This window comes from Aurantimicrobium sp. MWH-Uga1 (assembly GCF_003325955.1).
Taxonomy (GTDB): Bacteria; Actinomycetota; Actinomycetes; order Actinomycetales; family Microbacteriaceae; genus Aurantimicrobium.
This window is the reverse complement of the sequence record NZ_CP030929.1, coordinates 926247-950226: the sequence shown is the minus strand read 5'-3', so window position 1 is coordinate 950226 and position 23980 is coordinate 926247. Positions and strand designations below refer to the sequence as shown.

Annotated in this window: 23 protein-coding genes and 3 tRNA genes; 17 read left to right on the top strand and 9 right to left on the bottom strand. The window is 51.9% G+C overall.

Features of this window, described 5'->3' with window-relative positions:
- Nucleotides 1-3: 3 nt before the first annotated feature.
- The 4 genes from AURUGA1_RS04720 (at nt 4) to AURUGA1_RS04705 (ending at nt 2365) form a co-directional block, all read left to right on the top strand.
- Nucleotides 4-1047: a D-isomer specific 2-hydroxyacid dehydrogenase family protein gene (locus AURUGA1_RS04720; protein ID WP_114129096.1), complete on the top strand. Its 1044-nt coding sequence runs from the start codon at nt 4-6 to the stop codon at nt 1045-1047.
- A gap of 68 nt (nt 1048-1115) precedes the next feature.
- A tRNA-Asn gene (locus AURUGA1_RS04715) sits at nt 1116-1188 on the top strand.
- 86 nt (nt 1189-1274) lie between these two features.
- Nucleotides 1275-2054: an AzlC family ABC transporter permease gene (locus tag AURUGA1_RS04710; RefSeq protein ID WP_114129095.1), complete on the top strand. Its 780-nt coding sequence runs from the start codon at nt 1275-1277 to the stop codon at nt 2052-2054.
- Nucleotides 2051-2365 carry an AzlD domain-containing protein gene (locus AURUGA1_RS04705; protein WP_096380843.1) on the top strand — a complete coding sequence of 105 codons (315 nt, stop codon included), beginning with the start codon at nt 2051-2053 and terminating at the stop codon, nt 2363-2365. Before AURUGA1_RS04710 ends, AURUGA1_RS04705 begins: the two co-directional genes overlap by 4 nt.
- On the opposite strand, the gene def is transcribed toward AURUGA1_RS04705, so the two are convergent.
- Nucleotides 2362-2925 carry a peptide deformylase gene (def, locus tag AURUGA1_RS04700; RefSeq protein ID WP_114129094.1) on the bottom strand — a complete coding sequence of 188 codons (564 nt, stop codon included), beginning with the start codon at nt 2923-2925 and terminating at the stop codon, nt 2362-2364. The two genes, AURUGA1_RS04705 and def, sit on opposite strands and share 4 nt — an antisense overlap.
- Before the next feature lie 41 nt (nt 2926-2966).
- Here def and AURUGA1_RS04695 point away from each other — a divergent pair, with 41 nt between their 5' ends.
- The 3 genes from AURUGA1_RS04695 to AURUGA1_RS04685 all read left to right on the top strand — a co-directional run bounded on the left by AURUGA1_RS04695 (nt 2967) and on the right by AURUGA1_RS04685 (nt 5300).
- On the top strand, nt 2967-4004 hold the full coding sequence (locus tag AURUGA1_RS04695) for a DMT family transporter (protein WP_114129093.1): 1038 nt from the start codon (nt 2967-2969) through the stop codon (nt 4002-4004).
- Between the two features lie 7 nt (nt 4005-4011).
- The gene (locus AURUGA1_RS04690; RefSeq protein WP_114129092.1) at nt 4012-5205 is read left to right on the top strand and encodes a glycosyltransferase; all 1194 of its coding nucleotides are present in this window, start codon (nt 4012-4014) and stop codon (nt 5203-5205) included.
- 21 nt (nt 5206-5226) lie between these two features.
- Nucleotides 5227-5300: transfer RNA gene (locus AURUGA1_RS04685), tRNA-Ile, on the top strand.
- A 44-nt stretch (nt 5301-5344) separates the two neighbouring features.
- Here the strand turns inward: AURUGA1_RS04685 and katG are convergent.
- Nucleotides 5345-7522 (bottom strand): catalase/peroxidase HPI, encoded by a 2178-nt coding sequence (katG, locus tag AURUGA1_RS04680; protein WP_114129091.1) that lies wholly within the window; start codon nt 7520-7522, stop codon nt 5345-5347.
- 149 nt (nt 7523-7671) lie between these two features.
- Between katG and AURUGA1_RS04675 the strand changes: the two genes are divergently transcribed.
- From AURUGA1_RS04675 to AURUGA1_RS04660, 4 genes are all read left to right on the top strand, one after another.
- Entirely contained in the window at nt 7672-8283 is a 612-nt protein-coding gene (locus tag AURUGA1_RS04675) for a TetR/AcrR family transcriptional regulator (protein WP_114129090.1), read from the top strand.
- 142 nt (nt 8284-8425) lie between these two features.
- Nucleotides 8426-9100 (top strand): response regulator transcription factor, encoded by a 675-nt coding sequence (locus AURUGA1_RS04670; protein ID WP_114129089.1) that lies wholly within the window; start codon nt 8426-8428, stop codon nt 9098-9100.
- Nucleotides 9093-10886 (top strand): hypothetical protein, encoded by a 1794-nt coding sequence (locus tag AURUGA1_RS08060; RefSeq protein WP_162784058.1) that lies wholly within the window; start codon nt 9093-9095, stop codon nt 10884-10886. Before AURUGA1_RS04670 ends, AURUGA1_RS08060 begins: the two co-directional genes overlap by 8 nt.
- Nucleotides 10887-10964: 78 nt before the next feature.
- On the top strand, nt 10965-11816 hold the full coding sequence (locus tag AURUGA1_RS04660; RefSeq protein WP_240187340.1) for a DUF1684 domain-containing protein: 852 nt from the start codon (nt 10965-10967) through the stop codon (nt 11814-11816).
- Here AURUGA1_RS04660 and AURUGA1_RS04655 read toward each other — a convergent pair.
- The gene (locus AURUGA1_RS04655) at nt 11788-12348 is read right to left on the bottom strand and encodes a PadR family transcriptional regulator (protein WP_114129087.1); all 561 of its coding nucleotides are present in this window, start codon (nt 12346-12348) and stop codon (nt 11788-11790) included. The two genes, AURUGA1_RS04660 and AURUGA1_RS04655, sit on opposite strands and share 29 nt — an antisense overlap.
- Before the next feature lie 184 nt (nt 12349-12532).
- Between AURUGA1_RS04655 and AURUGA1_RS04650 the strand changes: the two genes are divergently transcribed.
- Nucleotides 12533-13033, top strand: coding sequence for a DUF3145 domain-containing protein (locus tag AURUGA1_RS04650; RefSeq protein WP_114129086.1), 501 nt, complete (start codon nt 12533-12535; stop codon nt 13031-13033).
- A 51-nt stretch (nt 13034-13084) separates the two neighbouring features.
- Here the strand turns inward: AURUGA1_RS04650 and AURUGA1_RS04645 are convergent, their stop codons facing one another.
- The 6 genes from AURUGA1_RS04645 to aceE form a co-directional block, all read right to left on the bottom strand.
- The gene (locus tag AURUGA1_RS04645) at nt 13085-14323 is read right to left on the bottom strand and encodes a beta-ketoacyl synthase (RefSeq protein WP_114129085.1); all 1239 of its coding nucleotides are present in this window, start codon (nt 14321-14323) and stop codon (nt 13085-13087) included.
- Between the two features lie 89 nt (nt 14324-14412).
- Nucleotides 14413-14658 carry an acyl carrier protein gene (locus AURUGA1_RS04640; protein WP_096380871.1) on the bottom strand — a complete coding sequence of 82 codons (246 nt, stop codon included), beginning with the start codon at nt 14656-14658 and terminating at the stop codon, nt 14413-14415.
- Between the two features lie 59 nt (nt 14659-14717).
- Nucleotides 14718-15728 carry a beta-ketoacyl-ACP synthase III gene (locus AURUGA1_RS04635; protein WP_114129084.1) on the bottom strand — a complete coding sequence of 337 codons (1011 nt, stop codon included), beginning with the start codon at nt 15726-15728 and terminating at the stop codon, nt 14718-14720.
- A 26-nt stretch (nt 15729-15754) separates the two neighbouring features.
- Nucleotides 15755-16675, bottom strand: coding sequence for an ACP S-malonyltransferase (locus AURUGA1_RS04630; protein ID WP_114129083.1), 921 nt, complete (start codon nt 16673-16675; stop codon nt 15755-15757).
- Nucleotides 16676-16788: 113 nt separating this feature from the next.
- Entirely contained in the window at nt 16789-17991 is a 1203-nt protein-coding gene (locus AURUGA1_RS04625; protein WP_096383404.1) for a CdaR family transcriptional regulator, read from the bottom strand.
- Between the two features lie 10 nt (nt 17992-18001).
- The gene (gene aceE / locus AURUGA1_RS04620; RefSeq protein ID WP_205214634.1) at nt 18002-20728 is read right to left on the bottom strand and encodes a pyruvate dehydrogenase (acetyl-transferring), homodimeric type; all 2727 of its coding nucleotides are present in this window, start codon (nt 20726-20728) and stop codon (nt 18002-18004) included.
- A 190-nt stretch (nt 20729-20918) separates the two neighbouring features.
- On the opposite strand from aceE, the gene AURUGA1_RS04615 reads away from it, so the two are divergent.
- From AURUGA1_RS04615 to AURUGA1_RS04595, 5 genes are all read left to right on the top strand, one after another.
- On the top strand, nt 20919-21377 hold the full coding sequence (locus tag AURUGA1_RS04615; protein WP_114129081.1) for a peroxiredoxin: 459 nt from the start codon (nt 20919-20921) through the stop codon (nt 21375-21377).
- Nucleotides 21378-21392: 15 nt separating this feature from the next.
- A tRNA-Val gene (locus AURUGA1_RS04610) sits at nt 21393-21465 on the top strand.
- Nucleotides 21466-21604: 139 nt separating this feature from the next.
- A complete protein-coding gene (locus AURUGA1_RS04605) occupies nt 21605-22381 on the top strand; it encodes a hypothetical protein (protein WP_114129080.1) in 777 nt (258 codons plus the stop codon).
- 6 nt (nt 22382-22387) lie between these two features.
- Nucleotides 22388-23206: a Nif3-like dinuclear metal center hexameric protein gene (locus AURUGA1_RS04600; protein ID WP_114129079.1), complete on the top strand. Its 819-nt coding sequence runs from the start codon at nt 22388-22390 to the stop codon at nt 23204-23206.
- A 38-nt stretch (nt 23207-23244) separates the two neighbouring features.
- On the top strand, nt 23245-23979 hold the full coding sequence (locus AURUGA1_RS04595) for a zinc ribbon domain-containing protein (RefSeq protein WP_114129078.1): 735 nt from the start codon (nt 23245-23247) through the stop codon (nt 23977-23979).
- Nucleotide 23980 lies beyond the last annotated feature (1 nt).

The following is a 23980-nucleotide window of genomic DNA, read 5'->3' as shown; positions in this document are numbered from 1 at the left end:
TCGATGAAAATTCGTCAGAAAGATTGCGTGTGTGTAATTCCACAGCATGCTGCTGTCCTCGGAGATGAACGTGCTTCAGTTGCAGCTCCACGTGTTGAATCTGGACCGATTGCTGTGCTTCCTGAATCTCACGATGATTCCACCCGTGGTGGCAGTGAAGTCTTTCGCTCTGCAGTCAGTGACGCCGGTGGAGTCATAACTGAACTCAATGAGAAAACTCGGGGTTTGATTTGGCTCTCCTATAAGAAATCAGCCGAGCTGGGAGAAGTTCTTGCATCTAACCCACAATTGACTTGGGTCCAACTGCCGTGGGCAGGTGTAGATGCATATTCGGATGTATTAGCGGCGTCTGCCAGACCTGGTCTCGTTTTCACAAGTGCGAAGGGCTCTTATGCGCAGCCTGTCGCAGAACACGCACTGGGGATGACCTTGGCTTTGATGCGACTGTTCCCACGCAGAGCGCGGGCTCAAAGTTGGGATGCTGTCCCCAAAGGTATCTCGCTCTATCGGAAGAACGTCACCATTATTGGTGCCGGAGGCATCGCCCGTGAACTCATTCGCCTTTTGCAGCCTTTTGATGTTCGGATCACCATAGTTCGTCGTTCTGCAGGCCAAGTTCCAGGTGCATTCAGCACGGTGACGACAGACCGGCTGAAGAAAGTTCTCCCTGAATCTGACGTTGTCATTATTGCCGCTGCACTCACACCCGACACCACACACCTCATAGGAGCGCAAGAGTTGGCGCTGATGAAACCCAGCGCAGTGCTCGTCAATATTGCGCGAGGCCCTTTAGTTGACTCGGCAGCACTGATTGAAGCGCTGAACCAGGAGCGTATTCTCGGTGCTGCCATGGATGTAACCGAGCCCGAACCTCTGCCAGATGGACACCCATTGTGGAGTGCACGAAACGTGTTGATTACGCCGCATATGGCCGACACTCCAGACATGACAGCACCCTTATTAGCGGATCGAATCTCTACCAACGTTGCCGCTTTCCTTTCAGGTGAGCCATTCGTGGGAGTTGTTGATACCGAGGCCGGATACTAAATTCAGCTTCTCTGTGACGGTTTTTTGCCACCTCAGATTTGGGGTAATATAAATACGCCTCACAGCAATCCCCGATAGCTCAATTGGCAGAGCAACGCACTGTTAATGCGTAGGTTCATGGTTCGAGTCCATGTCGGGGAGCTAAGCCCCTGGTCCTCCACGACCAGGGGCTTTTTACTTCTCACAGACCGCATAAGCTGTGGGTGTCGGCAAAAACTGGAGGCACTGTGGCATTTACTGTCGCTGAAAAGCGTGCCTTGAGAACTGGTATTTCTGTCGGTATCGCGGTTGCTGCTTATGGTGTCTCTTTCGGGGCCTTGAGTGTCGCCGCGGGCTTAGACATTTGGCAAACCTGTTTCCTCAGTCTTGTTCTGTTTTCTGGTGGGTCACAGTTTGCTGTGATTGGCATTCTTGCCACCGGAGGAGCAAGCGCAGGAATTCCTGCGGTCGCTTCCAGCACGTTCCTTGCACTTCGCAACGGCATTTACTCTATGAGGGTCGCTCCGATTGTGGGGGAGGTTCCATTCTGGAAACGTCTGGCAGCCGCACAAATCACTATTGATGAATCAACTGCTGTGGCGATAGCGCAAGAGGAGAAAAGCGCGCAGCGCATCGGATTTTGGGCAACCGGGATAGCGATATATATCGGCTGGAATCTAGCAACTTTTGCCGGTGCCCTGTTAGGCAATTTAGTTGGCGATGTCAGCCGTTTCGGACTCGATGCAGTTGCAGCAGCTGCCTTTGTTGGGTTGTTGTGGCCACGATTGCAACAACTCCAGGCAGCCGCTGTAGCAATGGTTTCGGCGGTTTTGGCAGCATTCCTCATCCCGTTGACCCTACCGGGGGTACCGGTACTCGCTGCCGCGGTGGTTGCTGTGGTTTTTGGCTTGACAAACTGGTTACATCGAGAACCAGCTGCAGATGCCCAGACAACTCAGCCTGATGACTTGCCAGAACCAGGGGATACGCCTGGCTATCACCCAGATCATGGGCAGGTGAAGCCATGACACTGTGGACAACAGTTATCGCCGCATCAGTACTTTCTTTTGCAGTGAAATACATCGGCTACATCATTCCGCAACGGCTTTTGGAGAAGCCCACTTTCACCAGAATTACAAACCTGTTGACTGTGGCCATGCTGGCAGCACTTGTTGCCGTTCAAACCTTGGGTGCAGGACAAGCAGTCGTGTTCGATGCTCGGGTTCCTGCGGTCATCCTGGCGGCAATCCTGTTTAGTTTCCGGGTGCCCTTCATCATTGTGGTTGCAATTGCCGGAGTGGTGGCTGTCGTGCTGCGTAATCTGGGCTGGATGGCTTAGCCTTCGAGATTATCTACTCCGGGCATCCACGATTTACCAGGTTTACCCCACCCTTTTTTGCGTTCAATTTTGCTGGCTTGCTTATTGAATTCGTAGTCCAAACGGTCCAGGTATAAATACCCCAACAAGTGGTCGTATTCGTGTTGCATTATCCGCGCAAACCAACCCTCGCACTCGATTTCAAAAGGGATGCCTGAAAGGTTCCTGGCACGAAGTAGCGCCTTGTCAGCCCTAACTAAAGGGAACCGTTCCCCAGGAAAGGAGAGACAGCCCTCCTCATCAGCATCAGTGGTGTCACGGATCTCTACAGGGGAAATGTAGAGTTCAGGGTTGATGGCTACGCCACGGCGTGGAGTGCCATCATCCTCTGGGTAGTCATAGACAAACACCTGAAGGCTCACGCCCACCTGTGGTGCTGCCAGACCAACTCCTGGGGCGGCATCCATGGTTTCGAACATGTCGGCAACCAAGGTTTCCAGTTCGCTATCAAACACGGTGACGGGTTCGGCAGGTTTGTGCAATGCAGGATCACCAGAAATCACAATGGGCAGTACGGTCATGCCTTCAGCTTATTTGCAAGAGTCCACGCTAGCGTGGAGGTATGCAGCTCAACGACCTCACTGATCTTGCACAGGTTTCGTTTGAGCCGGCTCAACTTATCGGTATTCCTTTTGCTCTCGTGGGCGCCATCCTCATGTCGGTGGGTGCTCAGTTGCAGCACCGCGGTGTTAACAAAGTCGGCGATGGAGAAGACGAAAAGTCTGCGCTCAATCTCAAGCAGCTTGTTGCACTGTTTAAGCGACCTTCGTGGCTAACCGGCACAGTTTTCTTAGGCGCTGCCATTATTTTCCAGCTCATTTCGCTGGGCTTCTCGCCATTGATTGTGGTTCAACCCATTGGTGCCGTTGCACTTGTTATCACGGCGGTGCTCAACGCCCGCGTGACGAAAACAAAACTGAATACACAATCGATTGTTGCTATTGCTCTCTCGGTCGGCGGTATCGGTATTTTCGTTTCCATCGCAGCCTTTACAGCAATCAATGCGCCGATGACTTCAGCTGACCTGGCTGAAATCCTGGTCATATTAATTGTTGTCCTCGCTATCTTTGGTGTGCTGTTCCTGATTTACCGCAAGCATCTTTCAGCCTTGTATTACATCGTAGGAGCCGGTGTGCTCTACGGTTTCGTGGCAACCCTTGCAAAGGTAGTCATAACAAGTGTGATTCACGGTGCAACAGACTGGCTGACGTGGGCATGCTTGGCTGCCCTGCTTGCAGCGACAGTACTGGGTGCTCTGTTTGTGCAAAATGCTTATCAAACAGGCCCTCCTGATCTCGTAATTGCAGGGCTTACTGTGATTGATCCGATCGTTGCTGTAGCCATTGGTATTTTGATTCTCGATGAAGCCTCACAGGCACCAGGTTGGGCCATAGTCAGCTATGTACTGGCGGGCGTTCTGGCCATCATCGGTGTCTTCCTTCTAGCGAAATATCACCCTGACGCACATGATCCTGTTTCAGCAGCGAGTAAAGAGGCAAAAGCGGGATTCCAGAGCGCAAAAGCCGAGTCCAAGGCGAAGGTCAATGCAGCGGCACACGGCGCGAAAGAAGCGATCAAGAAGGCTAAGTCCGTAGACTAAAGGCACTATGCCGAAACCATTACGCATCCTCATTGGATGTGACACATTCGGCCCAAACGTTAATGGCGCTGCAAAGTTTGCGGAGCGGTTGGCTGCAGGCTTGGTCGAACGCGGTCACGACGTTCGAGTAATGGCTCCGGCGGCTGGACGAAAGTCTGGAACATGGGTTGAAACCCATGAAGGCCAACCCATGATGATGTATCGCATCAAGAGCTGGCGTTGGTATCCACACGACTGGCTTCGCTACATGCTTCCTTGGCGTGTACGTCACAACAGCGCGCGAATCTTGGACAGTTTCAAACCTGATGTCGTGCATTTTCAATCCCATCTCATTGTTGGTGGCGGATTGACTAAAGAAGCTCAGCTTCGAGGAATTCGCATTATTGGCACAAACCACTTCATGCCTGAAAACATGATGCAATTCACGCTTTTACCAAAATCCACCCAGAAGAGCGTTATTCGTTTGGTCTGGAAGGCTGCTTACAGAACTTTTAGCCGCGCTGAGGCTGTCACGACACCTACACGTCGCGCTGCCAACTTCCTCGAGGAGTACACGCACCTCACTGATGTCCATGCCATTTCGTGTGGAATTAACGCGCACCACTACACACCTAACTTCGACACCAAGGGGGAGAACCGCATCCTTTTCGTTGGTCGCATCACCGGTGAAAAGAAGCTCGATGTTCTCCTCAAAGCATTTACCCAACTTCCCCCCGAGCTCAATGCAACTTTGGAATTCGTCGGCGGTGGAGACCTGCTTCAGCAAATGAAGCAACAGGTCAAGCACTTGGGTCTTGATGACAAAGTCTTTTTCTCAGGCTATGTCAGTGATGATGAGCTCAAAGCCGCTCTCACCAGGGCAAAAGTTTTTGCAATGCCGTCCATTGCTGAGCTGCAGTCCATCGCCACAATGGAAGCAATGGCCACCGCACTTCCTATCGTTGGTGCGGACGCAATGGCCCTGCCTCACCTTGTTCACGACGGTGAAAACGGTTACCTGTTCGAGCCCAACAACGTCGAAGATTTAAGAGACAAGCTCGTGAAAGTTCTCACCGCGGATGATGATGAGCTACTTCGTATGAAGAATAACTCTCTCAAGTTCATTCGCGGTCACGACATCACTCGCACGCTGGACACCTTCGAAGCGCTGTATCGTGGCGAAGAAGTTGTAGATCCAGACCCAGAGCTCACAGACGACTAAACTTTTACTATCGGCTCACAAGGGGCGGTAGCTCAGCCGGTTAGAGCAGCGGACTCATAATCCGTCGGTCACGGGTTCAAGTCCCGTCCGCCCTACAAAAAAAGGGACCCCGTGATGGGGTCCCTTTCTTGATTGGTTCTTAGGCTAGATCGAAACGATCATTCTCCATGACCTTGACCCAGGCGGCAACGAAGTCGTTGACAAACTTGGTCTTGGCGTCGTCGCTTGCATAAACCTCTGCAAGAGCACGCAGAATCGAGTTCGAACCGAATACGAGATCTGCGCGGCTTCCGGTCCACTTTGCAGCGCCGGTGGCATTGTCGCGAGCGTCAAAGAGGCCGGTGTCGCCGGACTGCGGGTGCCAGGTGTTGCCAAGTTCTAGCAGATTCACGAAGAAGTCATTCGTGAGTACACCAGGAGTTTTGGTGAATACCCCGACAGTTGAACCACCGGTGTTGGCTCCAAGCACACGTAAACCTCCCACCAGAACAGTCATTTCTGGTGCGGTGAGGTTGAGTTGGTTAGCGCGATCAACCAACAAACGCTCAGCAACTGGACCGTGGCCCTTGCTTGCGTAGTTGCGGAAACCATCAGCTACCGGCTCCAAAACAGCGAAGGAGTTGACGTCTGTTTGCTCCTGAGTTGCGTCAGTGCGACCAGGGTGGAAAGGAACAGTGACGTTCACACCAGCATCTGCTGCTGCCTTTTCAACTGCTGCGGAACCAGCCAAAACGATGAGGTCCGCAAGCGAGATCTTCTTGCCTGCTGCGGCCAGATCACTCTGCAGGGATTCCAGCTTCGCCAAGATAGGAGCGAGTGCTTGTGGGTCATTTGCGGCCCAGTTGCGCTGTGGCTCGAGGCGAATACGGGCACCGTTGGCCCCGCCGCGCTTGTCACTGTTGCGATAGCTGGAGGCAGAAGCCCATGCGACGAAAACCAGCTGAGAAACACTGAGACCGGAAGCAAGCACCTGCTTTTTGATTTCTGCAACATCTGCATCAGAAACCAGAGGGTGATCAACCGCAGGAACAGGGTCCTGCCAGATGAGCTGCTCTGCAGGAACCTCGGGTCCAAGGTACCTCGAGATGGGTCCCATGTCACGGTGAGTGAGCTTGAACCATGCGCGGGCAAAAGCATCCGCAAAGGCATCGGGGTTCTCCAGGAAATGACGCGAGATCTTCTCGTATGCAGGGTCAGTACGCAGTGCCAAGTCAGTGGTGAACATAACTGGAGCGTGTGTCTTTCCTTGAATGTGTGCATCAGGAACCACTGAGGCAGCTGACTCGTCAGAAGGAACCCACTGAATTGCGCCAGCTGGACTCTTTGTCATGACCCATTCGTAACCAAAAAGGGTTTCGAAGTAGCCATTGTCCCACTTGGTGGGATTGGGAGTCCATGCACCTTCGAGACCAGAGGAAATGGTGTCAGCACCGTTGCCAGTTCCAAAGCTGTTCTTCCAGCCAAGTCCCTGCTCTTCGATTGGGGCTCCCTCAGGTTCGGGGCCAACATACTTATCTGCATCAGCAGCTCCGTGAGCCTTACCGAAAGTGTGACCACCGGCGATTAGGGCAACAGTTTCTTCGTCATCCATCGCCATCCGGGCGAAGGTTTCACGAATGTCTCGTGCAGAAGCAAGGATGTCAGGGTTGCCGTCTGGGCCTTCAGGGTTGACGTAAATCAGACCCATCTGAACTGCAGCGAGGGGGTTCTCTAAGTCTCGTTCACCGCTGTAACGCTTGTTAGCGAGCCATTCAGCTTCAGGGCCCCAGTAGGTGTCATCTGCTTCCCAGACGTCAGCACGTCCACCGCCGAAGCCAAAAGTCTTCAGACCCATGTCTTCGATAGCACAGTTACCAGCAAGAATCATGAGGTCAGCCCAGCTGAGCTTCTTGCCGTACTTCTTCTTCACGGGCCACAGCAAGCGTCGTGCCTTGTCAAGGTTGACGTTATCTGGCCAGCTGTTCAATGGTGCAAAGCGCTGGAGGCCCTGGCCCGCGCCTCCGCGACCGTCACTGATACGGTAGGTGCCAGCACTGTGCCACGCCATACGGATAAAGAAGGGGCCGTAGTGACCATAGTCAGCAGGCCACCAGTCTTGTGACGAGGTCATCAGCGCGTAAATATCTTTCTTGACTGCTGCCAAATCCAAGCTTTTGAACTCTGTGGCGTAGTCAAAGTCTGAGTCCATAGGGTCAGACTTAGGGGAGTTGTGGGTCAGCGAATCCAAATTCAGCTGGTTAGGCCACCAATTATTGTTTGAGGTTCCAGTTGAGCTGGAAGTTCCACCCATGTAGGGGCATTTGCTTTCGTCAGACATGTGTCCTCCATATTGTTCGAAGCCTAATATTTACTCTACCTAAAGCACTGTGAGAGAAGTCTGAATACTTCTCTCATAGTGACCGATAGGTGGTATTTCGGTGGATTCCACATCCTCCTTCAGTTAATTCACGCTTGTAGCATTGAACAATGACAGACAACCTAAGAACTCATGATCGCCTATTAAAGGCAGCGGTGGATGTCATTGATAGCGCTGGAATCAAGGAACTGAAGATACGTGATGTAGCTGCCATGGCTGGGGTAAAAGTGCCGTCGGTTTACCATTTTTTTGGCAATCGCGATGGACTGGTTGAAGAAGCACAAGCATTTCGTTACACCAGAGGATTATTGGAATTAACTCAAGTTTTCGACGAACAAGTGCGGAATTGTTCAAATATAGAAGAATTCATTGCTGTCATACGTGAAGTGACTGCATTAGTTTTTTCCGATGATCGCTATTCAACTCGGGCAGTCCGGGCCGATGTTTTGGGTAGTGCAATGTCGAGACCAAAGCTCAAGAGTGCGGTCGCTGCAGCACAGCGAAAATCACATGACTTATTGAGTTCGGCTTTGAACTTTGCACAGGAACGAGGCTGGGTCTTGCCTGAACTAGACACAATGGCTTTTTCCGTGTGGTACACCGGAATGGTTAATGGTCGTCTTGTTTATGAAATTGATCCCGCCCAATGCTCTGGTCAGGCCTGGAACAACCTTGCTACCGAATTGACAGTTTCTGCTCTGTGTGGCCCCGTCAAAAAGTAAACAATTAGTATATTTTTCCCCGAAAAATAGGGGCTAACATTGTTAGAGAGTAAATATAATTGTTTCTTTTTTGTTTGGTCAGAATATCCAAAACTAGGGAAAAGTCCCTCAACCAATAGCGGATACTAAGAGCGTGAATTCAATGAAGCCTTTACGTATAGGAATTGTGGAAGACCATAGTCTCTTTCTGCAGCTCATGAGTTCTGCCTTAGAGCAGGTTGAGGATCTCGAAATTGTCGCGACTGCCGACAATGTCGCTGAAGCTAAAAAGTGGTTTCAGCCTGAAAATCTTGACGTGGTTATCCTCGACATTGAGCTTCCAGATGGAAACGGTGTTGGTCTCGGAATTACTATGCGTCGCCTTAATCCTCATCTCGGCGTGGTCCTGCTCTCTGATAGGGACATGCTCGAGCTCATCCTTGGTCTACCGAAACAGGAGAGACAAGGGTGGAGCTACCTCACCAAGAGTGCGACGAAGTCTATAGATTCTTTAGCTTCCGCCATTCGGGCAACTTCTCGTGGTGAAACTGTTATTGATCCGTCCTTGGTGAACCGTTCGCAGGCTCGTCCAGGAACCGGCGTTTCCTCGTTGACGAACCGACAATTTGAAGTGCTTCGTGCGGTAGCCCGCGGAGACAGCAATCAAACCATCGCGACCAGTTTGGGAATAGCAGTTAACTCTGTAGGCAACCACCTCATCGCTATTTATGACGCACTCGGTATTCCTGAAGGGAAGAATGCACGTGTAGCCGCAGTTTTGGAGTTTTTGCAGGACACAACTCGGCCTTCAACTCTTTCACGAGCATTTAGTGACTAAAACTGCGGTAATAGACGAATATTTTCAGCGGTCTGAACTCAAAAACAGACGATTTAGATTCGGCGGAAGAGAAGCCACTTCACCCAAAATCGTTTGGCCTTTACTACTTCTCCTGTCTCTAAATATCGGTAGCACTGGGATTCAAGAAAGCTCAGATACTCGAATCATTATTTGGCGAATTTCATTTGCTGCACTGATGTGCGCAGGAGTGTACTTTACGGTATTGGGCTGGATTATCAATCGTGTGGCAGGGCAGTTAGGTAGCCTTCGCACTTTTTCGATTGGGTTTTTATACGCCACTACAGAGCTGTTACGTGCAGTTCTAATCCAAGTTTTTGCAGAAGGGCTTGGGCTGACGACGAACCCACAATGGGATTTCAGAGTTGTAGCCGCGCTGACATCGGGACTCGTGATTTTCGCGTTGGTATCGACGGTCGTCAACGATTCTGCTTCTTATCGAAATGCTTATAAAGATTTATATACCCGACGAGTCCAACTCCAATTAATTGTTGAGACCTCGACGGAAAACCTTATTCGTGCTCGAGACCAACTAGTCGGCATAACACGTGAACAACTCGAAAAGGCATTGCGCAGTGTCTTGACCGAGACTGAAAAAACATCTCCTGAATATCTAAAAATTATTCAGAATCTTTACGTGGTTGCCGAAGAAACCGTCAGACCTCTGAGTCATCAGTTATTCGAAAATCCGTTGAATCTTTCTCCGGACACCTCAACTTCAAAACCGCCTCGAATTTCTCTCATGACAGTAATTCGACGAAGTTCTCTCGTAGCGCCCTTTAGGCCGGGGCTTTACTTTTCCATGGCAGCATTACTTTCATTCCCTTCGTTGATAGTGAATTTTGATCTGAGCTATACCGGCTTATGGCTTCTGTCCCTCGGACTGATTTTTGGCTCTGTTGAGTTGGCCAGAAGGTATCTCTCACCTCATTTGGCCTCAATGAATTTGATTACTCGCTTTTTACTTATCTCTGTCGTTTATGCAGCTCCAGCTTTGTTTTTTGCACAAGTAGCTCTGGAACAAACCACTAATCAGACAGGTTTTACCCTCGAAACGATATTTTATGGATTAGTTTTGGGTGCTGTTTTGGGGTGGCTCATGGCCTCATCGGCCGGAATGAGATCTGCTCGGCTCGAAATGCTTGATGAAATCAAGCAGATAAACGAAGAATTAGCCTGGCAAAATGCTCGCATTCAATCCGAGCTATGGTTCGATCAGAAAAGCCTCGCTTTGACATTGCACAACGATGTTCAAGCAACACTGCTCGCAGCTGCGCTCAAACTTAAGGCAGCTCTAGATCGAGGCGAGAAGACAGCAAACAATTCATTGCCAGAAATTAGAGAATTGATTTCCCGCAGTATCAATTTTGGTGAATATCATTCGAGAAACAGGACACTAAAAGCAGTAGTTGAGCGCATTAACAGCAACTGGGCAGGTCTCATCACGATGGATGTATCTGTTTCGCCCGAGACGTTGCGTGTTATTGAAAATGATTTTGTTGGTTTAGGTGTCTTGGAAGATGTCCTGAGTGAATTTCAAAACAATTCCCTTAAACATGGTGCGGCGACAAAAATAACAGCACAGTTGACTATGCCCAATACGGGGATTTTGAACGTGGTCTTGAGAAATAACGGAACACCACTGAGTTCAGAAAATACTTCAGGCTTAGGATCAGCATTCATCACTAGTGTTGCATTGGACTATTTGCTAGAGAGTGTTCCAGGTGGTGTTCAACTCAATCTTCAGATTCCCCTTGATGGCAAATAAATCGGCTATTGGGCTCAGAGGCCACAATCCTGGTGTGGTGACAGCCCAGCAAAGCTGCAACAAACTAATCTGGGATTTGTGCCTGCAGATATCGCCGCCGTAAACCCGCAAACTCCTGAAGACGCCTATGCCTTCTTCCGCAGTCGACGCCATGAGATGGCTTTATTGCCACAGGGCTCACTCGCTTTGGTGAATACCCAGTGGTTCTATGGTGCTCCGGGGGAGAGCGAGAGCATTTGGGGTGTCAACGGTCTTTGGTCTGCTCTTCCTGAGGGGGGACAAGGTATTCAGCTGACTGCATCTGCTTCTGACAACATCTTTGTTGACGGGGTTCTCGTTGATGGAACAGTTGTTGTGACAGGTAAAGATTCTGAATCTGCTTCCACCATCGTTTTTGACGAGACAAAAACTGGAACTGTTATCAAGGGCGAAGATGGCAAATATGCGCTGAGAGTCTGGGACAGTAACTCTGAAGACCTCCAGAACTTCGGCTCTATTGATGCTTTTGATTACAACCCTGACTGGGTCATAACCGGAACTTTCACTCCTATTGAGGGTGGTCGTGCCGTAGAGGTGTCACATCTTAAAGATCAAGGTGCTGGACGAGATAAGGTCATCCCCGGAGACATCCGTTTCACTGTCGACGGTGTGGAATATGCGCCCTCTGCCTTCAAAGAAGGTCGGGCGCTCATGATTGTGTTCTCGGACGCCACCTCGGGGCCGGTGACCTACAGTGTGGGCCGCTTCCTTATGGTTGCACCAAACCCTGATGGCACGATCACCTTGGACTTCAACCGCGCCTACCTTCCTCCGTGTGCATTTAGCTACAACTTCAACTGTCCTATGCCACCGGAAGAGAACCGTTTCCCCTTTGCAGTTGAGGCTGGGGAGAAAAATGTGCTCAATAAAGCTGGCGAGCTCCTGCACTAACTTTTGCAGGGCGTCCACGCTTTGGACGACCGAGGCTGTAGTGGGGTTGTTCTTGCACGTCTGAGGCGCTTACGTCTGCAAGCCAGTTCGTTACGGCTTCGTGGTAACGAACTGTGGCCTTGGCATGGAGCCGACGTGCAGGAGTAATGTCTGTCTCCTCTTCATCGTTTCTGAGGTAGCTCTTTAGGTTCTGAATTAAGGCGGTTGCGTGAACTTTATGCACGCTGGAGCTAATGAGCACCATGTCTTGAAGATCTGCCCATTCTGGCAGTGATGTCACAGTAGCTCCACAGAGCCAGTTGTTTGCCTCATCGCGACCAGAATCTGTCAAGGCGTAGAGCGGAAGGCCGTCTTCGGTGAGTCCATGGTGCATCACGAGACCGGCCGAGGTGAGGCGATCTAAAGTGCCGTACACCTGTCCCACATTGGTCTTGGCGCGGTGTGGAGCGCGTGCGCCAAGCTCAGCATGCAACTGAAGACCATATGCCGGTCCCAGAGTAAGGATCCCGAGTAGTGCTTCGCGAACAGCCATAAAAACACTCTACTGAGTGAACAGAAGCTGAAAACTCGCTGTGAGGGAATAAACCCTTGTTGTTATGCCGAAGTTAGCTGTGTCACACTAGTGTCACAACAAAATAAGCGTGAGATACACAATCAATAACTCTCATCTGTGTGGTCGTAGGGGAAGACGCACCACAGTAGAAAAGGATGATGAGATGACTGCAGTGTCGACAGGAGTGGTTTATGTCCACTCCTCGCCTCGCGCGTTGAGCCCACATGTGGAGTGGGCTATTAGTCGTGTCTTGGGTAAAGGAATCACATTGTCGTGGAGTCCTCAACCCATACTCCCTGGTTCACAGCGTGCCGAATACGCGTGGCAAGGTCCTGTGGGATCAGCAAGCAAAATCGCGTCCGAACTCTTGGGGTGGGAACAGCTGCGTTTTGAGGTCACAGAAGATGCCGCTCCAGGAATTGATGGTGGTCGTTGGTGCCACACTCCAAGCTTGGGAATCTTTCATTCACCCGTTGATGCTGCAGGGAACATGGTAATTACCGAAAACAGGCTTCGAGCTGTGTTGGATTTCGCCGGAAACGATGCCGATCTCTTGAGAACTGGTATTTCAAGGTCCCTGGGTGAAGCATGGGATGCAGAATTAGACACCTTCCGATATGCCTCAGATATTGCTCCGGTGCGCTGGCTCCATCAAGTTGGTTAGCGTCAAACGAAGAATGCCCCTGCATTTGCAGGGGCATTCTTGGTGAAAGGGTTAGTTGTAGCTGCGGAACGCAACAACCGCGTTGTGGCCTCCAAAACCAAAGGAGTTACTAATAGCAACGATGTCGCCGGAAGGAAGTTCACGAGGACTCGTGACAACATCGAGCTTGATTTCAGGATCCTGGTTTTCCAAGTTGATGGTGGGGGGAGCGGTTCTGTTGTGAAGAGCTAAGACAGTAAACATTGCCTCAATAGCTCCAGCACCACCGAGAAGGTGACCTGTAGACGACTTCGTAGCAGACACAGCAATATTGTCCAGGTGGTCACCGAATACACGACGCAGAGCATTGTATTCGGCGATGTCACCAACAGGTGTTGATGTGGCGTGGGCGTTGATGTGAACAACATCTTCGATACTGGCGCCTGCTTGTTCGATGGCTTGAATCATGGCGCGAGCAGCCGCGGAACCCTCGGGGTCTGGTGCGGTGATGTGATACGCGTCAGAAGTTACAGCTCCTCCAGCAACCTCGGCGTAAATCTTTGCTCCCCGAGCAAGTGCGTGTTCTTCTGTTTCAAGAACCAATGCAGCTGCACCTTCTCCGAGCACGAAACCGTCACGGTTGACGTCGTAGGGTCGAGAAGCGCCAGCAGGATCATCATTGCGCTTGGACAGTGCCTGCATAGCAGCGAACGAGGCAATAGGGAGTGGGTGGATGGCAGCCTCAGAACCACCGGCGATGATGACATCAGCTAGACCAGCCTGAAGGTGTTCATAGGCGTTGGCGATGGCTTCGGTGCTGGAGGCGCAAGCAGAAACGACGGTGCGCACACCTGCACGAGCGTGCAGGTCCATACCGATAGCTGCTCCAGGTCCATTAGGCATCAGCATCGGAACAGTCATGGGCAGAACGCGACGTGGTCCCTTTTCGCGCAGGGTGTCCCATGCGTCGAGGAGAGTCCACACTCCGCCGATACCGGTAGACCAGTCAACAGCGAGGCGACCAGGGTCAACTTCGGGGCTTCCGGCATCTAACCAAGCTTCACGGCCTACAATAAGCGCAAACTGAGAGGAAGGGTCAAGGCGCTTGGTCTCGACGCGTTCAAGGATTTCCTCTGCAGGGATGGCAGCTTGTGCCGCAAAAGTGATGGGGATATCCCACTTCTCAACCCACTCTTGTTCGAGTGAGCGAGCGCCAGACTTACCAGCAAGAAGAGCTGCCCAGGTCTCTGGGGCATTGCCGGCCAAAGGAGACGTGGTACCGATACCGGTGACGACAATCTTCTTACTCATAAGTTCAGTCTTTCTGTGGGAAGAGGGGAAAGCTGGAGGATTGTAAGGAGGGCCGGAACTTTCGTTACCGACCCTCGCTTACGAATTCCTTAAGATGCAGAAACGATGAAGTTAACTGCGTCACCGACGGTCTTGAGGTTCTTTACTTCCTCGTCGGGGATCTTTACGTCGAACTTCTCTTCTGCGTTCACGACGATGGTCATCATCGAGATCGAGTCAATGTCGAGGTCGTCGGTGAAAGACTTGTCCAGCTGTACCGTTTCGGTTGCAATGCCGGTTTCGTCGTTAACGAGCTCAGCCAGACCTGCAAGTACTTCTTCGGTGGACAGTGCCATTGTTATCTCCTTGTTGGGGGTTCGTTTGACTGGTTTAGTTTACCGGCCAATTGAGGCATTTACGGCAGAACGACGACCTGTGCGCCATATACGAGACCGGCACCGAAGCCGATTTCAAGGGCAAGGCCACCGCTGAGTTCAGGGTGTTCTTCAAGCAGGCGATGCGTTGCAAGCGGGATTGATGCTGCAGAAGTGTTTCCTGTTGTTTCAATGTCCCGAGCAATCACAACTGATTCCGGTAATTTCAGCTGCTTAGCGAATTCGTCGATGATGCGCATGTTTGCCTGGTGGGGGATAAACGCCGAAAGCTGATCGCTCGTGATTCCAGCTTCCTCGAGAGCTTTTTGTGCGACCTTCGCCATTTCCCACACTGCCCAGCGGAACACCGTTTGTCCTTCTTGGCGCAGTGTTGGCCATGCGACTTCACCGTGTCCGTCGCGGTATTCAATCAGGGTGTGGTCCATGCCCACTGCATCCCACTTGGAGCCGTCGGACCCCCAGACGCTCTTCGAAATACCGGGGAAGTCGCTAGGTCCAATCACAGCAGCACCTGCTCCGTCACCGAGCAAGAAGCTGATGGTGCGGTCTGTGGGCTCAATGATTTCGCTGAGCTTCTCAGCACCGATGACGAGCACATACTTTGCTAAACCTGAGCGGACAAAAGAGTCTGCCTGGGCAATACCGTAGGTGTATCCCGCGCATGCTGCTGAAATGTCGTAGGCTGCAGCCGGGTTTGCCCCAATCCGGTCAGCCACGAGTGCAGCCATGGAGGGGGTTTGAACTGAGTTGCTGATGGTGGAGATGAGTACCACATCAATTTCTTCTGGCTTAATTCCTGCCTTGGAAATAGCCTCATTTGCAGCTTGGGTAGCTAAGTCTGCTGCAGTGATTCCTGCAGAGGCACGTTTGCGGGTGATCACACCTGTGCGCTGGCGAATCCATTCATCACTGGAGTCGATGGGGCCAGCAATGTCGTCATTCGTTACTGTGAGGTCGCCACGCGCTGCTCCCATGGCATAAATGCGTGAGTATTTGGCGCCTTCGGACTGTTTGAGATTCACGTGAGTCATGATGGGTACTTTCTTTCTCTGGCCGCTTAGGCGACAGAGTCAATCAGTTCGCGGGCTGCCACAAGATCTTCGGGAGTCTTAATGGCCACGGTGGGAACGCCTTTGAGTGCACGCTTGGCTAGACCAACCAATGCCCCTGCAGGTGCAATTTCGATAATTCCGCTTACGCCAGCTGCGGCGAAACTATCCATGCACTTGTCCCAACGGACGGGGGAAGATACTTGCCCGACTAGAAGGTCGCGAAAAGTATCACCTTTGGTCACGACAGAACCATCCTTGTTGGTCCACAGCTTTTTGATGGGGTCATTAGTGTTCACTTCTGTAGCAGCTTCGCGCAGGGTCTCCACGGCATCGAGCATGTAGCTGGTGTGGAAAGCACCGGCGACCTGTAAAGGAATCACTCGTGTACCTGCAGGTGGCTCCTCTGCGAGTGTCGCTAGTGCGGAGAGTTCGCCAGCAACCACTAGCTGTCCGCCGCCGTTGTAATTAGCGGGGAAAAGTCCTAGTTGGTCAAGCTTTGCCAGAATCTCAGATTCCTCACCGCCAATAACTGCGCTCATACCGGTAGGGATGAGCGCGGCAGCATCAGCCATGGCGCGTCCGCGAATTCCAACCAAACGAACAGCATCTGTTGCGTCCAGGACTCCTGCACCAGCAGCTGCAGTGAATTCGCCCACAGAGTGACCTGCAATACCCGAGGTCTTTGCGAGGTGGTCACTTTCGGAAAGTGCATCTAGGGTCAGGATTCCAGCGGCAACAATCAGTGGCTGTGCGATGGACGTGTCACGAATGGTGTCGGCGTCACTGACGGTTCCATGTTTGACCAAATCGACATCTGCTGCATCAGAGAGGGTTTCAAGAAGAGCTTTGGCTTGAGGATCATTAATCCAGGGTTCAAGGAATCCGGGAGTCTGAGAGCCCTGACCAGGGCAGACAACAACTATCACCTGTAAAGTCTTCCAATCATTGGTGCTAATTTCTGTGCACTCATCGACACACTATCGCGAGAATCGTTGTCGAGTCTCTACATTTTGAGAGATTTGACACGACCGAAACTAGTTCAGGGGAGATTTCTTTGTGCTTTACGCTGCTTAGGTACTGGTCCTTTAATGGAACCCAAAATTAGAGCACACTGCAAAATCATTGCCTCTCGAGGACCAGTAGCATCCCAACCAATCACTTCAGTTACGCGCTTGAGGCGGTAACGGACCGTGTTGGGGTGAACGAATAGGTCACGTGCAGTTGCTTCGAGGCTGCGGCCATTGTCTAAGTAGCTCTGCAACGTGGTGAGTAGTTCCGCAGACTGATCACTCAGAGGCAGGTAAATTCGCTCGATGAGGGTTGCGCGGGCCAGAGGATCACCGGCAAGTGCGCGTTCTGGAAGTAAATCATCTGCAGCGATTGGTCTGGTTGCTCCGCGCCATGAGCTCGCGACGGAATATCCGGCAAGTGCCGCACGTGCGGAGGTGACTGCATCAACCAGTGAGGGAACTTCAGGCCCCACCACTAAGTGGCCTTCACCAAAATCCTCTTCGAGGTGTTTTGTAATTTCCATAAAGCTCATCGTGGAATGTTCTTTGTCGTCCTCTAATGGCTCAGCACGACCAATGACAACAACCAGACGGTTTCCCTGCACTCCAATGAGAATGTCTGCATGAAGGTGGCGGGCAGTTCGACGCAGTCGGTCCACGTCCAGAATGCGAGGGGAGCGGCCCACAACAACACACACTTCACCGCGGCCTTGCCAGCCCAGGGCTGCAATTCTGCTGGGCAATTCGTCATCATATTCTCCCGAGAGAATACTGTCGACCACGAGAGCCTCCAGGCGAGCATCCCACAGACCACGTGCTTCTGCTGCGCGGGCATAAACATCAGCCGCTGCGAAAGCGATCTCACGCGAATACAACAAGATTGCTTCGCGCAACTCCTCGCCGTGTCCTTTGATGCGTTCTTCCACGACTTCCACGGTGCAACGAATGAGTTGGAGAGTTTGTTGCAGGGTTACTGAACGCAACAACTCACGTGGAGCTCCACCAAACACATCTGATGCAATCCACGGCGTGGTTGAGGGGTCATCGAACCAGGTAATGAAGGAAGTAATACCGTTTTGTGCGACAAGGCCAACAGCAGAACGACGTCCAGGGGGCATGTCCCGGTACCACGGAAGGGTGTCCTCAAGCCTTTTCACCGTCAAGGTGGAAAGCTCTCCAGATATTGTCCTGAGCCAAGCAAGTGTTTCTGCTTTGCTCCGTTGTGCAGCCATGGCTGTGTTGTTAGCTTTCGCCGCCAGCAGATCCGGTTGTACCTGCTGTGACGTCATAGAGACGGTACTTCTCAATGGCCTGGCGAATCAGACCGTGATCAACCTTGCCCTGCTTGGCAAGCTGCTCGAGAGTGCGAACCACAATGGAAGGGCCATCAATGGTGAAGAAACGACGCGCAGCAGCACGGGTGTCACTGAATCCGAACCCATCAGCACCCAAGGTTGCATACTCACCTGGAACATAGGGGCGAATCATGTCCGGAACCATGTGGTTGTAATCAGTGACAGCAACGAATGGACCTTCGGCACCAGAGAGCTTCTGGGTAACGTAGGGCACCTGTGCTGGGGACTCTGGATTCATCATGTTGAAGTGGTCTGCGGCAACACCGTCTCGGCGAAGCTCACTCCACGAGGTGACGGACCACACATCAGCAGAGATGTTCCAGTCTTCAGCAAGCAGCTTCTGCGCTTCAAGAGCCCAGGGAACAGCCACACCAGAAGCCAAGATTTGAGCCTTGGTTCCGGGCATGTCGTTTTCTTGCAAACGATAGATGCCGCGCAGAACACCTTCAACGTCAAGACCTTCTGGCTCAACTGGCTGAACGATGGGCTCGTTGTACACCGTGAGGTAGTACATTACGTTGGGGTCGGGATGTGTTCCGCCATACATACGCTGCAAACCATCACGCATGATGTGTCCGATTTCGTAAGTGTAGGCAGGATCGTAGGTCACCACTGCGGGGTTTGTCGCAGCAAGAATCGGAGAGTGCCCGTCAGCGTGCTGGAGGCCCTCACCGGTCAGTGTGGTGCGACCTGCAGTTGCGCCGATTACAAAGCCTCGGACCATCTGGTCACCCGCGAGCCACAAGGCATCTCCTGTGCGCTGGAATCCAAACATCGAGTAGAAGACGTAGATCGGAATGAGTATTTCACCCTGTGTGGAATACGAGCTACCCACTGCAGTGAATGCGGCAAGAGCACCAGCCTCATTAATACCTACGTGAATGATGGTTCCTGCAGGGTCTTCCTTGTAAGCAAGAAGAAGATCACGGTCCACGGACATGTAGTGCTGACCGTTGGGGTTGTATATCTTTGCGTTGGGGAAGAATGCATCCATACCGAAGGTACGAGCCTCGTCAGGGATGATGGGCACGATGCGAGGACCAAATTCCTTGTCCTTGATCATGTCCTTGAGGAGGCGCACAAATCCCATCGTGGTGGCCACCTCTTGCACACCGGAACCCTTTGCCGCAATTTCGTAAGTCTTTGGCTCAGGCAGGGGTATTTGTGTGTACTTCGTGCGACGCTCTGGAAGGTATCCACCGAGTTCACGACGACGTTCATGCATGTACTGCAGGCTGGGGTCATGTTCCTCAGGCTTGTAGTAGGGAGGCATGTAGGGGTTTTCCTCAAGAACCGCATCGCTGATCGGGATCTTAAGGAAGTCACGCATGAGCTTGAGATCGTCAAGCTTCATTTTCTTCATCTGGTGGGTCGCGTTTCGACCTTCGAAGTGCTTACCTAGGCCGTATCCCTTGATGGTGTGAGCCAGGATGACGGTGGGTTGACCCTTATGCTCGGAAGCAGCCTTGAATGCAGCGTAAACCTTGTTGTAGTCGTGGCCACCGCGCTTGAGCTTCCAGACGTCGTCGTCGCTCATGTGTTCTACCAGCTTGAGTGCGCGTGGGTCTCGAGCAAAGAAGTTCTCGCGAACAAAGGCACCATCTTCAGTCTTGTAGGTCTGGAAGTCACCATCAGGAGTGACGTTCATCAGTGTGCGCAGGGCACCATCATGGTCGTTTGCCAGAAGTGAATCCCATTCACGACCCCAGATGACCTTAATGACGTTCCATCCAGCACCACGGAAGAAGCTTTCGAGTTCCTGAATGATCTTTCCGTTACCACGCACGGGACCATCGAGACGCTGCAAGTTGCAGTTGATGACGAAGTTGAGGTTGTCGAGTCCTTCGTTGGCAGCTACCTGAAGCTGTCCGCGTGATTCGACCTCGTCCATTTCACCATCACCCAGGAATGCCCAGACCTGCTGGTCAGAAGCATCCTTGATGCCACGGTTGGTGAGGTAACGATTGAGTTGTGCCTGGTAAATCGCGTTGATTGGGCCAAGACCCATCGACACGGTGGGGAATTGCCAGAAATCAGGCATCAGGCGAGGGTGTGGGTACGAGGATAGTCCTCCGCCGGCGTGAGACTTTTCCTGGCGGAAACCATCAAGTTGGTTTTCGTTCAGGCGTCCCTCAAGGAATGCACGGGCGTACACACCGGGGGATGCGTGCCCCTGCACAAAGATTTGGTCTCCACCACCGGGGTGATCTTGACCGCGGAAGAAGTGGTTGAAGCCCACTTCGTAGAGCGAAGAAGAGGAGGCGTAGCTCGAGATGTGGCCACCCACACCAATACCTGGACGCTGTGCGCGGTGCACAATCATGGCGGCGTTCCAGCGAATCCAGGCGCGGTAACGACGTTCTGTTTCTTCATCGCCGGGGAACGCTGGTTCATTCTCAGGGGCAATGGTATTGAGGTAATCGGTTGTCGGAACCATGGGGACGCCCAGGTGAAGCTCCTTGGAGCGACGCAAGAGGCTGAGCATGATCTCGCGACCACGTTCGTGTCCCTGAGCCTCGACTACTGCATCAAGAGATTCTTTCCATTCGGCAGTTTCTTGGGGATCTGCGTCATAGTTAGTGACCGAATATGGATCTTGGTCGTTAACCGTCACAACAACCTCTTTCTTTAGGCAGATCATGCCTATGCATTTAGGGGAGGGAGTGCATTGCCTGGATTACAAACAGAATGCTGTGTAACACTCTATCGAGAGCAAGCCCTAGACATTAACTTGGTGGCAGAGACAAGCCACAACACATTTAGGATTGTTCTATCTACAGTCCACAAACCACAGGAGTATTGAGATGGCCCTCACCGTAGGAGCACCCGCACCAGATTTCACACTGAAGAATCAATTTGGCGAGGAAATTTCCCTCTCACAGTTCCGTGGGGTGAAACCCGTCGTAGTGGTTTTCTATCCTCTTGCTTTCACTGGCATTTGCACGGGCGAACTGTGTGAACTGCGTGACAACATTTCAGTTTTTAACAACAACAATGTTGAACTGCTTGCCATCTCTGTTGATTCCAGCCCCACGCTGCGAGTTTTTGCAGAAAAAGAAAACTACGACTTCTCTCTTCTTTCTGATATGTGGCCACACGGCGCAGTTGCATCAAAGTACGGCGTCTTCCTCGAAGACAAAGGTTTTGCAAACCGGGGAACTTTCGTAATTGATAAAGACGGAAACCTCGCAGGCCAGTTCGTTACTGAGCCCGGAGCTCCTCGTGATTTGGCAGCGTACAAAGAGCTGGTGGAAAACCTGTAATATGGTTTTCTGCACGGGCCTTTAGCTCAGTTGGTAGAGCGCCACGTTTACACCGTGGATGTCATCGGTTCGAGCCCGGTAGGGCCCACTCGTGCGAAAGAGCGTCACTGAAAAGTGGCGCTTTTTCTATTTTTTCAACACCCGGGTTCGAGGTTTTAGGAAAACCTACTGAGTTCAAGTAGGGTGCTTTGAGGGGATTTCCCCCTGTCGTCTGAGGAGGTGCGATCGTGTCTGAAGAACAACAGCCATCATTTCAACCCCACTCTGACGAGGAGCTCGCTCACTTGCTAGAAGAGCAGATGCGCCTCATGCGAGGCACTGCGCCAGCAGCGCAAACACCAGTTCCTCCCACTGAGCAAGTTGAGGTTACCCCTAGCCCATTTGTGGAGAGCCCTGGTCCTGAGGTTGACGTGGCGGAAGAGGCCGAAGACACCGGCATTGATGAGCTTTTTGGCGCTCTCTTGGAGGACACTTCCGAGGTTGTCGTCGTTCAAGAAACGGTCGTCGAGCAGTTTCAGCCCGTGGTTGACGAATCAACCCTGGAACACACTCAGCCCATCACCTACATTGCTGAGGAAACTGTCACGGCAGCTGTGATTGATGATCACGTAGTGGTGGAAGATGTCCTCGTTGAAGACGTCGTCGAAGATGCTCAGGTGATTGCCGAACGTATTCTCTCCGAGATCAGTGTCGACGGGCTAGTCGTTGCTACCACTATTGCAGAAACCGCCGGTCCCGAACCCATTCCACAGATGTTTGGTGAAGTCTTAGTGAGCCAACCAGTCCCTGTCGTTGCTCCTCCTGTTCTCATTTCTCCGGTTCAAGAGGCGCCACCTGTTGAGTACTCCGTCCCTGTTGTGGAAGAAGTAGTTGAAGAAGTTCTTGAAGTGGATGTTGTTGCGGAAACTGAGGTTCCTCGCGTTCGCTCAAATAACCCACTGAGTTCATTTGCACCACGTCCGACTTTTGATGAACTCGTTTTCGGAGCGAATTCTGACGACTAGGCTCGAATCGTGACCACCCTTCGAGAAGTTGTTGACTATGCCCACACACTGTGGCCTCTATCTGGCGCAGAGGAGTGGGATGCACCGGGACTTGTGGTTGGTTCCCTCAATCAAGAAGTCACACGGATTCTTCTCGCAGTCGACGCAGTCTCCGAAACTGTCACTCAAGCCTGTGACATCAATGCAGACCTGTTACTCACCCACCACCCGTTGTTGATGCGCTCTGTAACCTCCGTAGCTGAGGATCGCTATAAGGGGCATTTGGTTTCGAAGCTCATTCGCTCTGGTGTTGCGTTGCTCGCAGCACACACAAACGCAGACGTGGTCACTGACGGGGTCTCCGATGTTATAGCTCAGCGAATAGGGTTGAGTAACCTGAAGCCATTAGTTGCCTCCAGTGAGGTAGGAACTGGCATTGGTCGCACCGGTGAGCTTTCTTCTCCTATGACCCTAGGTGCTCTAGCTCAACATCTAGCAACTGTGCTTCCTCACACTGCTGGTGGAGTAAAGGTTTCGGGAAATTTTGATCAAGAGGTTTCCACCATTTCGCTCTGCGGTGGAGCAGGAGATTCTTTGCTTTCTAACCACTTAGTGCTCAGTTCTGATGTGTACATCACCTCAGATTTACGTCACCACCCAGCACAAGAATTCCGCGAACAAGCACTTCTTGGGTCAGGCCCTGCGCTGATTGATATTTCACATTGGGCTGCTGAATGGTTATGGCTTGATGTCGCCGGTGCGCAATTGAAGAAAGCATTTCCGAATATTCACATAGAAGTCTCGGATGTGAGAACAGACCCCTGGGATTTCCTCGTCGTACAGTAGAAGTATCGCTCCCCACACAGTTCAAGAGAGAAGTTCCAGTGAAAGCAAGCCCCGAAAATCAGTTAGCTCTGCTCACACTGCAGGAGCAGGACAACCGCATTGCCCAACTGACACATGCTAGTGCACATATTGCCGAGCAGAAAGAGTTGGCGGAACTTCAGACTCGGTTGCGTGAGTTTTCTCAGGAACTCATTGCTGCCCAAGGTGTGCTCGATGACGCAAAGGTTGAACTATCTCGAATCGAAGATGACGTACGCGTTGTGGATGAGCGCATCGCAAAAGACAAACAACGTGAAAGCGGTGCCGTGTCAGCAAAGGAAGTTCAAGCGCTCGAAGCAGAGCTCGCTTCACTAGCAACTCGCAAATCAAACCTTGAAGATGCTGAGCTTGTTGTGATGCAAAATGTTGAAGATGCCGAGGCTGAAGTTGCTTCCGTCATTGCCCAGCGTGATGCACTGGATGCTCAGCGAAGCGAGCTGGCCGCAGCTATTGCCAGCAAAGAAGCAGAATATGACCGCGAGATTGCTCAAGTTTCAAGTGAAAGAGCAGCGTTGGCGCAGTCACTTCCTGCAGATCTGATTGAGCTGTATGAACGCCAACGCGCTCGTTATGGCATCGGAGCAGCTTTACTCACCCGACGCGTCACCGGTGGTAGTGGGGTTGAACTTACTTCCACAGATCTCGATGCTATTCGTGCTGCCGCACCCGATGATGTTGTGATCTGCCCAGACAGCTCCTGCATTCTCGTGCGAACTAATGAGTCTGGTCTGTAAC